The organism is Paraburkholderia metrosideri, from assembly GCF_904848625.1.
In the GTDB taxonomy this organism is placed as follows: domain Bacteria; phylum Pseudomonadota; class Gammaproteobacteria; order Burkholderiales; family Burkholderiaceae; genus Paraburkholderia; species Paraburkholderia metrosideri.
The window spans coordinates 278202-292753 of record NZ_CAJHCP010000007.1; the positions used below are offsets into that span (position 1 = coordinate 278202).

At 60.9% G+C, this 14552-nt stretch carries 11 protein-coding genes; 2 read left to right on the top strand and 9 right to left on the bottom strand.

Annotation, left to right across the window (positions count from 1 at the left end; genetic code table 11):
* The first annotated feature begins 4 nt into the window (after positions 1-4).
* Positions 5-175: a hypothetical protein gene (locus LMG28727_RS17290; RefSeq protein WP_201643528.1), complete on the top strand. Its 171-nt coding sequence runs from the start codon at positions 5-7 to the stop codon at positions 173-175.
* Positions 176-329: 154 nt separating this feature from the next.
* On the opposite strand, the gene LMG28727_RS17295 is transcribed toward LMG28727_RS17290, so the two are convergent.
* From LMG28727_RS17295 to hemE, 4 genes are all read right to left on the bottom strand, one after another.
* Positions 330-590 (bottom strand): hypothetical protein, encoded by a 261-nt coding sequence (locus LMG28727_RS17295; RefSeq protein WP_236592026.1) that lies wholly within the window; start codon positions 588-590, stop codon positions 330-332.
* A complete protein-coding gene (locus LMG28727_RS17300; RefSeq protein ID WP_201643529.1) occupies positions 587-2008 on the bottom strand; it encodes a YeiH family protein in 1422 nt (473 codons plus the stop codon). Before LMG28727_RS17300 ends, LMG28727_RS17295 begins: the two co-directional genes overlap by 4 nt.
* 169 nt (positions 2009-2177) lie before the next feature.
* Positions 2178-4427 (bottom strand): primosomal protein N', encoded by a 2250-nt coding sequence (locus LMG28727_RS17305; protein WP_201643530.1) that lies wholly within the window; start codon positions 4425-4427, stop codon positions 2178-2180.
* A gap of 472 nt (positions 4428-4899) precedes the next feature.
* Positions 4900-6000, bottom strand: coding sequence for a uroporphyrinogen decarboxylase (gene hemE, locus LMG28727_RS17310; protein WP_201643531.1), 1101 nt, complete (start codon positions 5998-6000; stop codon positions 4900-4902).
* A gap of 229 nt (positions 6001-6229) precedes the next feature.
* Here hemE and LMG28727_RS17315 point away from each other — a divergent pair, with 229 nt between their 5' ends.
* On the top strand, positions 6230-7021 hold the full coding sequence (locus LMG28727_RS17315) for a transporter substrate-binding domain-containing protein (RefSeq protein ID WP_201643532.1): 792 nt from the start codon (positions 6230-6232) through the stop codon (positions 7019-7021).
* A 902-nt stretch (positions 7022-7923) separates the two neighbouring features.
* Here the strand turns inward: LMG28727_RS17315 and LMG28727_RS17320 are convergent.
* From LMG28727_RS17320 to atpA, 5 genes are all read right to left on the bottom strand, one after another.
* Complete coding sequence (locus LMG28727_RS17320; protein ID WP_201643533.1) at positions 7924-9654, bottom strand: AMP-binding protein; 1731 nt, start codon at positions 9652-9654, stop codon at positions 7924-7926.
* A 234-nt stretch (positions 9655-9888) separates the two neighbouring features.
* A complete protein-coding gene (locus LMG28727_RS17325; RefSeq protein WP_012434800.1) occupies positions 9889-10314 on the bottom strand; it encodes a F0F1 ATP synthase subunit epsilon in 426 nt (141 codons plus the stop codon).
* A gap of 161 nt (positions 10315-10475) precedes the next feature.
* Positions 10476-11870: a F0F1 ATP synthase subunit beta gene (atpD, locus tag LMG28727_RS17330; protein ID WP_042327173.1), complete on the bottom strand. Its 1395-nt coding sequence runs from the start codon at positions 11868-11870 to the stop codon at positions 10476-10478.
* 117 nt (positions 11871-11987) lie between these two features.
* On the bottom strand, positions 11988-12872 hold the full coding sequence (gene atpG, locus LMG28727_RS17335; protein WP_201643534.1) for a F0F1 ATP synthase subunit gamma: 885 nt from the start codon (positions 12870-12872) through the stop codon (positions 11988-11990).
* Positions 12873-12963: 91 nt separating this feature from the next.
* On the bottom strand, positions 12964-14505 hold the full coding sequence (gene atpA, locus LMG28727_RS17340) for a F0F1 ATP synthase subunit alpha (protein WP_201643535.1): 1542 nt from the start codon (positions 14503-14505) through the stop codon (positions 12964-12966).
* Positions 14506-14552 lie beyond the last annotated feature (47 nt).

Below are 14552 nucleotides of genomic sequence, written 5' to 3' on the forward strand. Positions count from 1 at the left end.
TGAAATGGAAAAGTGGCTGGTGGTAGCGGGCATCTGGGCGATGTGCGCGGCTTGCGCCGTGCTGTTCATTCGCGGCGCAACGGGTCGGTCTGACCGGCGCGCAATCGCCGATGGACACGCGCGCGCGGCGTCCCGTGCATCGGCGGGCGATAGGCGGGCGGCGTTGAACGATTGATTGATTCAGCGTGCGAGGCGCTCGCTAGCAGGTTGTGTGCGAGCCTGATCGCTGATTGACCTGGCGACGCCAACGCGAGTTCTTCGTCGAAGACGTTTACCGATAAGACCGTGCGCGATCCGATTCCACCTCGGCCGCGCATCGGACCGGCGCGTCAATGCGAAACAGCAGCGAAGCCGGGCGGCGAGAACTGCGCGCATGAATCGTCGGGAGAGACGAGCTGGTCATGCAGACGACACAGGCGGCTCTCCGCGACGCTCGCGCCGAATCCAGAACTGAACACCGTGAGGCCCGGAATGCTTTGCTCCAGTGAATGCCGATCGTCGGCGCGATACCGGCAGCTTGCGCAACGCGGCGCGCACGCTTCGTCGCGTGCGTCCGCGGTGCTGGCCACCCGGACGGCAAGATCCGTCACGAGCCCTGCCCCAAGCTATTCCAGTACGGTGCGAACACGTGCGCGGACAGCGCGTAGCCGATGGCGATATTGACCACCACCCCCGCCGTGAAGGCGAGGAATGGCTTCAGACCGGTCGCCGTGAGCGAGCGCAGCCGGGTGGTCAAACCGATGCTCAGGAAGCAGAAAGTGAACGCCCACGTACGCAGCGCGGTAATCGGCGCAACGAATTCGGGCGTGACGATCTTGCGGTAATCGGCCAGCGAATAGTGACTCGCGATCCACGTCACCAGCGCGGACGCAATCACGAACCCGATGACGAACTTCGGAAAGCGCGCCCAGATTTCACCCGCGTTCGGCTTTGCTTTCACACCGCTATCCTGCGATTCCCAGCGCGTCGTCGCGACAATGGCCAGCACGAAGGCCCAGATGCCGATCCAGATATCGCGGCCGACCACCTTCATCAGCGTGAAGGCCTGCAGCGACGCTTCCGGAGCGCCGGCGATTGCACTGCCCGCATGTTTCGCGAAATCGCCGTAGGCTTGCGCGGCGGCAATGCCGGCGGCGTCGGCGAACTCGGAGGTGCCGATCCATGCGCCCGCCACTGCGGTTGACAGTCCCAGTGAACGCGACGCGAACGGCAACACGAAGATCATCACGATCGCCCACAGCACGACCAGCGTGATCGCCACCGAAGCCTGTTCACGTTTGGCGCGCACCGCACCCGCAATCGCAATCGCCGCCGAGACACCGCAGACTGCCCCGCCGACGCCGAGCACGGCGGCAAAACGTCGATCGAGCCCGAACGCTTTGGCGGTAAAGAAAATCACGAAGAAGGTCACGAGCGACACGATACTCGCTTGCACGACCGCCACCGGACCCGCCCACACGAGCAGCGTGAACGGCAGCGTTGCGCCAAGCAGCACAATGCCGACCTTGATATAAAACTCGACACGCAAGCCCGCCGAAAACCATTCGGGCAGCGTGAACACATTCGACACCAGCAAGCCAAGCGCGAGCGCGACCAGCGGCGGCTCCAGGTTGTACTTCGATGCATTGACCCACGCGCCGACCGTGAAAATCAGCGCCGACGCAATGAACAGAACCAGGAACGACGCGAGGAAAGCGCCGACCCGCTGTTTCAGCGCCGCGAGGCTCACGCCGAACAACAGCGCGAACACGACGAATAGTGCGACGTAATTCGGCAGATGCTTGCCGAGGTCCTGAGCAGCCTGGCCAACGCTTGTCCATTTAGCCGGCGCGACCGCGAGCCACTTGATACTGCTGCCCGACGCGAACAGCGCCCATGCGATCACGATCACCAGCAGGCCGACCCACACGGCCCACCAGTCTTCAGTCGAGAAAAGTCCGCCGCCCTGCGCGGTCTGCCGGTTGGTGGGCGCAGCGCCCGTCGGCAGAGTTTGATTGGTATCGCTCATCGCAATGCCCCGAGGAAGTTAAGTGCATCGGCGCGGGATTGTTGGAGTTTTGCCTGAAATATGCGCCGATCCGGCGAAATATAGGCGAGCGGCGCGTTAAAGCGAAACGACCATTCGCTCTATGAATATGACTGGAAGGAGTAAGGCCGCTGAAGGCTGACGGTTGGCGTCAGATGTCGAGTGGATCGACTTCGAGGTTCCAGCGCAGCACGCCTTTCAGGCCGCGCAGCAACGGTTGCCATGCGCGTAGTGTGGCCTGCAATGCAGCCCGCGACGCGCTTTCAATCAGCAATTGCGCGCGATGCACGTGCATCACCTTGACTATGGTCAGCGGCACGGCATCGTAGACGGTGACGCGTTCGGCGGCGGGAATGCCGGTCAATTCCGCGGCGGCTTGCTGGAGAAACGCGAGCGCGGCTTCCAGCGTGCGCCCCTCGGCGCGCAGCAACGCCTGATAGACGAACGGCGGCAGATGCGCATCGCGCCGCTCGGCCAAAGTCGAACCGGCAAAGCCGACATAATCCTGGCGACCCAGCGCGTGATAAAGCGCGTGGCGCGGATAGCGCGTCTGCACCAGCACCTCGCCCGGCAAACCCGAGCGACCCGCACGACCGCTCACTTGCATTAACTGCGCGAAGAGGCGCTCGCTGGCGCGAAAGTCGTGGGAAAACAGCGCGGTGTCGGCATTCAGCACCCCGACCAGCGATACGCGCTGGAAGTCGTGCCCCTTCGCGATCATCTGTGTACCAACGAGGATGTCGATCTCGCCGGCGTGGACATCGGAAAACAGCGCCTGTGCGCTGCCTTTGCGGCGCGTGCTATCGGCATCGATACGCAGCACCCGCGCGCCGGGTACGGCGCTCGCCAGCGTTTCTTCGACCCGTTGCGTGCCGCGTCCCATTGGCTCGATATCGACGTTGCCGCACTCCGGGCACGAGCGCGGAATGCGGGCTTCCCAGCCGCAATGGTGGCAACGCAGCGCGCGCTCGGGCTTATGCAGAACGACATAGGCCGAACAGCGCGGACAACCGGCGACCCAGCCGCAGGCATCGCAGGCCAGTTGCGGCGCGTAGCCACGGCGGTTCAGGAAGATCAGGCTTTGCTCGCCGCGCTCGACGCGCAACTTAAGCGCAGCAATCAGCGGCCCCGACAAGCCCTCCACCGATGCGCGGCCGCGTCGACGCTCTTCCTCCAGATCGATCAGCCTCACCGTGGGCAGCACGGCGTCGGCAACGGCGCGACGCGACAACGTGAGCCGCTTGTAGCGCCCCTGGTCGGCCTGCCACCAACTTTCCAGCGACGGCGTCGCCGAGCCGAGCACGACCGGCAAGCCGAGTTGCTTGGCGCGGTAAATGGCCAGATCGCGTGCCGAATAGCGCAAGCCTTCCTGCTGCTTGTAGGCCGGATCGTGTTCCTCATCGACGACGATGATCGCGAGCTTGGGTAGCGACGCCAGCACCGCGAGCCGCGTGCCGAGTACGATGCGGGCGCGGCCGGTATGCGCGGCGAACCAGTTGCGGGCACGCTCGCCTTCTGCGAGACCGCTGTGCAACGTGACGATGGCGGTGCCGTCCAGCGCGGCGAAGCGCGCACGGAAGGCCGCTTCGAATTGCGGCGTCAGATTGATTTCGGGTACCAGCACGAGCGCCTGTGCGTCGGGCCGCTCGGCCAGAATTTCGGCGAGCGCGCGCAGATAGACTTCTGTCTTGCCGCTACCCGTCACGCCATGCAGCAGGAACGGAGCGAAGCCGTCCGCGTCGCGAATCGCTTCGACAGCGGCTGCCTGCTCGTCGGTGAGCGTGGGGAGGACCGGCGGCGCCGGCAAGTTCTGGCTCGCCGGCGAGCCGACTACGGCGGCGGCTTCGATCACGTCCAGTGCGACCCAGCCTTCGTCCTGCCACGCGGCAAGGCTCGCCAGCGCTTTAGGGTGAAGCGCGCGGGCGTCGGCGGCGAGCAGGAAGTCTGATTCGGCCAATGCCTGCGCGAGCTTCCTCAACGCACTCGCCCGCGCAGGTAATGCGTCGGGCAATGCGATCCGTCCTTGGGGCGTCAAGCTGTAGCGCTCTTCAGGCGCGAACAGGCGCGACCAGCGCGAGGCGTCGCGTAACGCCTGCGGCAAAGCAGGCAACGCCACTTCGCCAAGACCGCGCTGGTAATAGTCCGCGGCAAATGCGGTCAATTTCAACCATTCTGCCGACACCGGCGGACAGGCCGTGCACAAATCGCTCACCGATCGCAGCCGGTCAGCCGGCACGTCGCTGTGAGCGGTCACTTCGCATACGAGTCCCACCACGTGCCGCTTGCCGAACGGCACGCTGACCAGCATGCCCGGCACGGCGAGTATGGACGTGTCGCAACGGTAGTCGAACAGGGTCGGCAACGGATGGTCCAGCGCGACACGGACAAAGACGGCGCTCACGCGGCGGGGCTTAAAAGAGGGATGAACGTGGCGCGAAGTCGCGGCGGCGGCGCGGATATGCGAATTGAATCGAAGATGAAGCGCGCGAAGTTAAAGTAACACTTCAATTTCGGCGCTAAGTTTTGGATTCCGCTGAACAATTGCAAACGTCCGCCAGCCTGTGGATAACTTTGTTGAGAACTTCGGTCGGAAGAGCCGGAAACCGCGCCGTAGCGGCGTTCTGTGGGGTTCCGAACATTTCGCTCCGTTGCCCGGAAACCCTTGCCAGACAAGGCTTAGATCAAATGCGCCCGCACTGTGCAAGGGTCAGGACACGACGAAAGCTTCTACCGCGCCGCAGCGTGACAAATGTGCATAAGTCAAGTCTTGACAATCGCGAGACCCCCATCTGACGGCCCCTTCCGTACAAACTTCGCCTTAGGCCGAGAGCCCACTTCGCCGCAATGCAGCAAAAGTGGTAACGATTACGGCATCACGCTGGTGCATGTGAACCGCTGCGAATCGCCCGGCTGTGACGATGCACTTCGTCGACGAGTTCGGCGACATTCTCGGGCGGCGTGAACTGTGAAATGCCATGGCCGAGGTTGAATACGTGGCCCGGATGATTGCCGAAACTATCGAGCACCGCGCGTGCTTCCATGCGGATCGCGGCCGGCGGCGCAAACAATACCGACGGGTCGATATTGCCCTGGAGCGCCACTTTGCTGCCCACGCGTTCGCGCGCGTTACGCAGATTGACCGTCCAGTCGAGGCCGACGGCATCCACGCCGATCTCGGCGATCTCATCGAGCCACAGACCGCCACCCTTCGTGAAGGTGATGACCGGCACTTTTTCGCCGTCGTGCTCGCGCTTCAACTGGCTGACCACCTGCTGAATGTAGTGCAGCGAAAAGCGTTGATAGATGCCGTCTGCGAGCGCCCCGCCCCACGTGTCGAAAATCATCACGGCTTGCGCGCCGGCTTCGATCTGTGCGTTCAGATAGGCCGCGACCGAGCGCGCGTTGATCTCGAGAATGCGATGCATCAGGTCCGGACGCGCATAAAGCATCGACTTGACGGTACGGTGGTCCGGCGAACCGCCGCCTTCGACCATATAGCACGCCAACGTCCATGGGCTACCCGAAAAGCCGATTAACGGCACGCGCTGACGGCCTTGCGCATCGGTGAGCGCAGTGCGGATTTCGCGTACGGCGTCGGTGACATAGCGCAGCGTGGCGTCGATGTCAGGTACCGCGAGCCGCGCGACGTCGTCTTCCGTGCGCACGGGGCGCGCGAACTTGGGACCTTCGCCAGCGACGAACTCGAGGCCGAGTCCCATGGCGTCGGGCACCGTCAGGATGTCGGAGAACAGAATTGCGGCGTCGAGCGGATAGCGCTCGAGCGGTTGCAACGTGACTTCCGCTGCGAACGACGGGTTCGTCGCCAGGCCCATGAAGCTGCCCGCGCGACCTCGCGTGGCGTTGTATTCCGGCAGATAGCGGCCGGCTTGGCGCATCAGCCAGATCGGCGTGTAGTCGGTCGGCTGGCGCAGCAGCGCGCGCAGAAAAGTGTCGTTCAGGAGTTTATGGGCCACGTTGCGTACGACTCAGGGCAAAGGGGCATTTTACCGGACCCGGCTCGCGCCATTGCGCCTGATGCGGGCAATAACTGTTGCCCGCACGGCCTGCGTCAAGCTTTCGAGCCCGCCGACGGGGCCGATCCGGCGCAACGGCACCTGGCTGAACGGCCAATGTTCAAGCGGGAATTGCTGGGCTATGATCCGACGGCCTTACCGGACAATGACACACCAACAAGGAGACTCGATGAACAAGGCAGCCCTCGCACTGCTCGGCGCGCTCGCCGGAATCCTGATGCACACCGGCGTGGCCAGCGCGCAGACCGCCGCCGGTGCGCCTTCGAGGCTCGACGAAATTCTCGCCCGCGGTACGCTGCGCGCCTGCACGACCGGCGACTACAAACCTTATTCGTTCTATAAGGCGGACGGCCAGTTTGAAGGCATCGATATCGACATGACGGAGTCGCTGGCGAAATCACTTGGCGTCAAGGTGGAGTACATCAAGACGTCGTGGTCGAATCTGATGAACGACTTCGTCGACAAATGCGATATCGGCATGGGCGGCGTGTCGCCCACGTTGGAGCGGCAGAAGCGTGCGTTCTTCACGCAGGCTTATATGGTCGACGGCAAGACGCCAATTACCCGATGCGACGACGTGAACAAATACCAGACGGTAGCGCAGATCGACCAGCCTGCCACTCGTGTGATCGTCAATCCGGGCGGCACTAACGAGCGTTTTGCCAAACAGTACTTTCCGCACGCGACCCTGACGGTCTATCCGGACAATGTGACGATCTTCAAACAGATCCTCGCCGGAAAAGCGGACGTCATGGTGACAGACGCGTCGGAAACCCTGCTTCAGCAAAAATTGAATCCGGGCCTTTGCTCAGTTCACCCGGACAAACCATTCCAGTATGGCGAGAAGGCATGGCTGCTGCCGCGCGGCGACGTGGTGTTCCAGCAGTACGTGGACCAGTGGTTGCACCTCGCCCGCGCGACCGGGGAGTATCAGGCAATCTCGGATAAGTGGCTCAAATAGCGACCGCGGCGCCACCTGCAGCCGCTTCCTATCGACCGAAAGTGGGTGGTTTCGTGCATTCGGAACAACTTACTCGATTACTCAAATCATGTAACCAGCCCGGCGGTATTAGGCAAATACGGAATCGTGCCAGGCAAAAAATGATTTCTAGACGGGCCCCCTTTTTTTTCGCGGAAATGTACGGACTCGATGCTGCAGGGCAACATGCCGTTCTTGTGCCGGAAAGCAACATTTCAGAGCCAGTCAAAACTTCTGTAACACGGGGCTCGAGTCCGAAAGAAGGTGTACGTGCAACCATTTCATGCGGAATCGACTGAACGAATTACGCCGCGATATGCACCGCGAATAGCATCAATCACTCGTATGAAATTGCGGCGCAGTCATCGGTAAAAATTACGTTTAAAACCGGAAAGTTTGGCAATAAGTCCCGCAACGCCTTATCTGGCGGGCGTTACAACCTGAAACACTTTGTTACCGCGCTCGTAGGTTAATTCGCCCACAATGCCCTCAACGGTTTCAACACGGATGTGGCTGGGTGCGTGGTGTGAGCGGATACGATGCACTTGCCGGTCGGCGTATGCCGAAGCCCTGTGAAGGGGCATCCCTGCTGGGGCCGTAGTCGGCGCAGGGTCGTCGTCTCAGTCGGTTCCAACTTTGGTCTCCTCGCGCTAACCCCGTAGCGTGTGGTTTTTAGCGGGCTCCAGGCCCGCTTTTTTTTTGTCTGGCCAAACGTTTGCGTGCTGCGAAGTTGGTCTGATCTGGACAGCTCGTGAGCGCTCTCGAAGGCTTCTCTACGAGAGTTGTCGAGAAACCTTCCTGCCTGCTCTCCCCTACGCTTTGTTCCTATATCCCGGTTTTTCCAGCGCACCCTGATTTCGCGGCCTGGCACCGTCTCGCCCAAGTCACGCCGTCCTGTCTTCCCGTAGCTTCAACTCGCTAATCATCTGTTCGCGCATGATGAATTTTTGCACTTTGCCGGTCACTGTCATCGGCAATTCGTCGACGAAACGGATGTACTTCGGCACCTTGTAGTGCGCAATCTGGCCTTGGCAGAATTGCTGAATCTCGTCGGCTGTCGCCTGTTCGCCTGAACGCAAAACGACCCACGCGCACACTTCTTCGCCGTACTTCGTGTCGGGCACACCGAAGACCTGGACACTCTGAATCTTCGGGTGGCGAAACAGAAACTCCTCGATCTCGCGTGGGTAGATGTTCTCCCCGCCTCGAATCAGCATGTCCTTCAGGCGGCCAACAATGTTGCAATAGCCCTCGTTATCGAGCGTCGCGAGATCGCCGGTATGCATCCAGCCGTCCACAATGCTTTCGCGTGTCTTCGCCTCATCGCCCCAATAACCCCGCATCACCGAATAGCCTCGCGTGCACAGCTCGCCCGTTTCGCCAACCGGCACGATTTCGCCAAGCGGATCGACGATTTTCACCTCCAGGTGCGGCTGGATGCGACCGACGGTCGTGGTGCGCTTGTCGAGTGGATCAGTGGTTGAACTCTGGAACGAGACCGGGCTGGTTTCCGTCATCCCGTAGGCGATGGTGATCTCGCTCAAATGCATCTTCGAGACAACCTTTTTCATCGTTTCGATCGGGCATGGCGAGCCGGCCATGATGCCGGTTCGTAGGCGCGAAAAGTCGTAGGCGGCAAAGTCGGGATGATCCAGTTCTGCGATGAACATGGTCGGCACGCCATGCAAGGCCGTGCACTTCTCCTCGGCAACCGCGGCCAACGTTGCCGCCGGATCGAATCCCTCGCCCGGAAACACCATGTTCGCGCCGACCGACACGCTAGCCAGCACCGCCAATACCATTCCAAAACAGTGATATAGCGGGACCGGAATGCACAGGCCGTCCTGTTCGGTCAGCCGCATCGCCATCGCGATGTAGCGTGCGTTGTTGACCACGTTGCTATGAGTGAGGGTCGCGCCCTTCGGATTGCCCGTGGTGCCGCTGGTGAACTGGATGTTGATCGGCTCGTGGCACGACAGCGTGGCGCCGATAGCGTCGAGCTTCGGCACATCGAGCGTCGCGCGGCCCCGCTCAATCAGATCGGAAAAGCTCAGCATGCCGGGCGTTTCCGTGTCACACATGCGGATCACATAGCGCAACTCGGGTAATTTCGCGGCACGAAGCTCGCCGGGCCGCTGCGCTGCCAGTTCGGGCGCGAGTTCCTGCAGCATCTCCAGATACATCGACGTCTTGAAACGCTCGGCCGCAATAATCGCCTTGCAGCCGACCTTGTTCAACGCGTATTCAAGTTCCGCGAGCCGATAGGCCGGATTGATGTTGACGAGGACGGCCCCGATTCGCGCGGTCGCAAACTGGGTAAGCAGCCATTCAACCCGATTCGGCGACCAGATGCCGACGCGGTCGCCCTTCACGATACCGAGCGCAAGAAGCCCTGACGCCAGAACGTCCACCTCGTCCGCAAACTCCTTCCACGTCCAGCGAATGCGCTGCTCACGAAATACCACCGCGGGTCGATCGGGGAAGCGCCCGGCGGTGTCGCGGAGAAATTGCGCAACGGTTGCTTCGCTCAACGGAATTTCAGTCGATCCACGGACATACGAGAGGCCGTCTTTCGGCTCAATGAGTGCACCTTCGCCCGACACTTGCGTTGCCATGGTGTTGTCTCCGTGAGCGGAAGCTCGCTCTATTGAAATGAATTTGAAATCGATTGTGCCACCGGCACAGGTTGCTTCGGCATCAAGTCTTACCCGCAGCGCATTGCATGGGCATTGTTCCGCCGCAGTTCAACTCTCTTCTTGACCCTCGATTGTGCTTACCTTTCCGTAAACGTCAACTTGAGATCAAAAAAAAGCAGCCACTAAGGCTGCTTTTTCTCTAATACGTACTGCCTAGTTCTGACCGCGCAGCTTGCGCAGACGCTGGATTGCAGCGAGCTGAGCCGTCGCGTACGCCAGTTCCGCTTGCGCGGTTGCGTATTCGAGGTTCGAACCCGTGTTTTGCAGCGCTTCTTCTGCACGCTTGCGTGCATCTTCAGCTTTGGCTTCGTCGAGATCCTTGCCTCGGATTGCGGTGTCGGCGAGAACCGTCACAGCGCCCGGCTGGATTTCGAGGATGCCGCCAGCGACGAACACAAACTCTTCTTCGCCGTTTTCAGCTTCGATGCGCACCGCACCCGGACGAATCCGCGTAATGAGCGGCGTGTGGCCCGGCAGAATGCCGAGTTCACCTGCTTCGCCCGGCAGCGCGACGAACTTCGCCTGGCCCGAGAAGATCTGCTCTTCCGCGCTGACGACGTCTACTTTAATGGTTGCCATAAGTGTCGACTCCTGTGGACGAAAGTAAGCGCTTTAGCGCTGGCCCTCGTCCCATGCAAGGCTGGGTTGAGCGTAGTAAGAGGCGCCGGATTTGCGATTGGATGCCGCCAAGGCATCCAATCAGCGCGGACTCCCGCGCCTCGCTTCGTTAAACCCGACCTTTACTGGATCTTCTTGGCCTTTTCGAAGGCTTCGTCGATCGTGCCGACCATGTAGAACGCTTGTTCCGGCAGGTGGTCGCACTCGCCTTCAACGATCATCTTGAAGCCACGGATCGTTTCTTTCAGCGGCACGTACTTGCCCGGCGAACCCGTGAACACTTCAGCGACGTGGAACGGCTGCGACAGGAAACGCTGGATCTTACGAGCGCGCGCAACGGCGAGCTTGTCTTCCGGCGCCAGTTCGTCCATACCCAGAATCGCGATAATGTCGCGCAATTCCTTGTAGCGCTGCAGCGTTTGCTGCACGCCGCGCGTGATCGAGTAGTGCTCTTCACCGATCACGTTCGGGTCGATCTGACGCGAGGTCGAATCGAGCGGGTCGACTGCCGGGTAGATACCCAGCGAAGCGATGTCACGCGACAACACGACGGTTGCGTCCAGGTGGCCGAAAGTCGTAGCCGGCGACGGGTCGGTCAAGTCATCCGCAGGGACGTACACGGCCTGAACCGACGTGATCGAGCCAGTCTTGGTCGACGTAATACGCTCTTGCAGCTTGCCCATTTCTTCAGCCAGCGTCGGCTGATAGCCCACTGCCGACGGCATACGGCCGAGCAGTGCCGACACTTCCGTGCCTGCCAGCGTGAAACGGTAGATGTTGTCGACGAAGAACAGCACGTCGAGGCCTTCGTCACGGAAGTGCTCAGCCATCGTCAGGCCGGTCAGCGCAACGCGCAGACGGTTGCCCGGCGGCTCGTTCATCTGGCCGTACACCAGCGCGACCTTGTCGAGAACGTTCGAGTCCTTCATTTCGTGATAGAAGTCGTTCCCTTCGCGGGTACGCTCGCCAACACCGGCGAACACGGAGTAACCACCGTGTTCCTTGGCGATGTTGTTGATCAGTTCCATCATGTTCACGGTCTTGCCCACACCGGCGCCACCGAACAGGCCAACCTTACCGCCCTTAGCGAACGGGCAGATCAGGTCGATAACCTTGATGCCGGTTTCGAGCAGTTCCGTCGACGGCGACAGTTCGTCGAACGCCGGAGCCTTCTGGTGAATGCCGCGAACCACGTCCGAGTTGATCGGGCCGGCTTCGTCGATCGGGCGACCCAGCACGTCCATGATCCGGCCCAGAGTCGGCTTGCCGACCGGCACGCTGATCGGCTTACCCGTGTTTTTCACGACCGTGCCACGACGCAGGCCGTCCGAAGCACCCAGACAGATGGTACGGACAACGCCGTCGCCCAGCTGTTGCTGGACTTCGAGGGTCAGTTCCGAACCTTCGAGAATGAGCGCGTCGTAAATCTTCGGCATGTCCGAACGCGGGAATTCCACGTCGATCACCGCGCCGATGCACTGTACGATCTTGCCTTCTACCAAAGCAGTAGTACTCATCGCTTTTCCTTTAGATACTCAATTCTTCACTCGCGCAAAGGCGCAATTTCGATGGGACCGCCAAGGTGGGGTGCGCCGCGAAGGGCGCACACGAAGCGGCTTGCCTGACCGTCACGGTCAGACTGCCGCCGCGCCACCGACGATTTCCGACAGTTCTTTCGTGATCGCGGCCTGACGGCTCTTGTTATACACAAGTTGCAGTTCGTTGATGACCGTCTTCGCATTGTCCGAAGCGGCCTTCATCGCGACCATCCGTGCCGACTGCTCCGATGCCATGTTTTCCGCGACGGCCTGATAGACCAGCGCTTCGACATAACGCACCAGCAGTTCGTCCACCACTGCTTGCGCATCCGGCTCGTAGATGTAGTCCCACTGCGTGCTCGGCGTCGTGCCGTCATCTTCCGTGCGCTCGAACTGTTCTGCCGACAGCGGCAGCAGTTGCTCGATCACCGGCTCCTGCTTCATCGTGTTGACGAAGCGCGTGTACGCCAGGTACACCGCCGAAATCTTGCCTTCCGAGTACAGGTCGAGTTGCACCTTGACCGCGCCGATCAGCTTTTCCAGATGCGGCGTATCGCCCAGATGCACGACGTTCGACACCACTTTGGCGCGCAAGCGGTTCAGGAAACCCAGACCTTTGGTGCCGATCGCAGTTGTCTCGACCGTCTTGCCCTGGCCTTCCAGTTCCTTGAACTTCTGCAGCGACGCACGCAGCACGTTGGTGTTCATGCCGCCGCACAGACCCTTGTCGGTCGTCACGAGGATGAAGCCAGCCGTCTTCGCACCTTCATTCGACACCATGAACGGGTGACGATACTCCGGGTTCGCACGGCTCATGTGCGCAGCGATATCGCGGACCTTGTCGGCATACGGGCGAGCAGCGCGCATGCGCTCCTGAGCGCGGCGCATCTTCGATGCGGCCACCATCTCCATCGCTTTCGTGATCTTGCGCGTGTTTTGCACGCTCTTGATCTTGCCGCGAATTTCCTTCATTCCAGCCATTGCTTGCTCCTTGATCGAAGCAGCGCGGGTTCAGTTGCCTGCGGCCCGCGCCGCTTCAATGTCCGTTTATGCCTTGCGGATCACTCGCGGATCAATAAGCGCCGGACTTCTTGAAGTCTTTGACGGCCGTGTGCAGCAGGCCTTCGTCGTCCTTCGAGAGTTCCTTGGTATCTTCGATGCGCTTGACCAGGTCAGCGTGGCTCGCTTTCAGGTGTTCGCGCAGGCCCTTTTCGAACGGCAGGACTTGCGAGACTTCCAGATCGTCGAGGTAACCGTTGTTCGCGGCGAACAGCGAAACACCCAGCTCCCACACTTGCAGCGGCTGATATTGCGGCTGCTTCAGCAGTTCCGTCACGCGGCGGCCGCGTTCCAGCTGCTTACGGGTTGCTTCGTCGAGGTCCGATGCGAACTGCGCGAATGCTGCCAGTTCACGATACTGCGCCAAGTCGGTACGGATACCGCCCGACAGCTTCTTCACGATCTTCGTCTGAGCCGCACCGCCAACGCGCGACACCGACACGCCGGCGTTAATTGCCGGGCGGATACCTGCGTTGAAAAGGTCGGTTTCCAGGAAGATCTGGCCGTCGGTAATCGAGATCACGTTCGTCGGAACGAATGCGGTCACGTCGCCTGCTTGCGTTTCGATAACCGGCAATGCCGTCAGCGAACCGCTCTTGCCCTTCACTTCGCCGTTCGTGAACTTCTCGACGTACTCTTCCGAGACGCGAGCAGCACGTTCGAGCAAACGCGAGTGCAGATAGAACACGTCACCCGGGTAAGCTTCGCGGCCCGGCGGGCGGCGCAGCAGCAGCGAGATCTGACGGTATGCCCAAGCTTGCTTGGTCAAATCGTCATAAACGATCAGCGCGTCTTGACCGCGGTCGCGGAAGTATTCGCCCATCGAGCAGCCGGCGTACGGCGCGAGGTATTGCATCGCTGCCGATTCCGAAGCCGAAGCGGCCACGACGATCGTGTATTCCAGCGCGCCGGTTTCTTCCAGCTTGCGGACCACGTTCATGATCGACGACGCCTTCTGGCCGATCGCGACGTAGATACAGAAGAGGTTCTTGCCCTTCTGGTTGATGATCGCGTCGACTGCGACTGCGGTCTTGCCGCACTGGCGGTCGCCGATGATCAGCTCACGCTGGCCACGACCAACCGGCACCATCGCGTCGATCGACTTCAGACCGGTTTGAACCGGCTCCGAAACCGACTTACGCCAGATCACGCCCGGAGCAATCTTTTCGATTGCATCGGTCTTCTTTGCGTTGATCGGACCCTTGCCGTCGATCGGGTTGCCGAGTGCGTCGACCACACGGCCGAGCAGTTCCGGACCCACCGGCACTTCGAGAATGCGGCCCGTCGTCTTGACGATGTCGCCTTCCGAAATGTGTTCGTACTCACCCAGAATCACGGCGCCGACCGAGTCGCGCTCGAGGTTCAGTGCGAGACCGAAGGTGTTGCCCGGGAATTCGAGCATTTCGCCCTGCATCACTTCCGACAGGCCGTGAATACGCACGATACCGTCGGTCACGGAGATCACGGTGCCTTGGTTGCGAACGTCTGCGTTCGCTTCAAGGCCCTGGATCCGGCTCTTGATCAGCTCACTGATCTCAGAGGGATTGAGTTGCATTATTCGCTCCTGATAGTCAATTCTGTTGCGTGCCAGCCGCTTCAGCG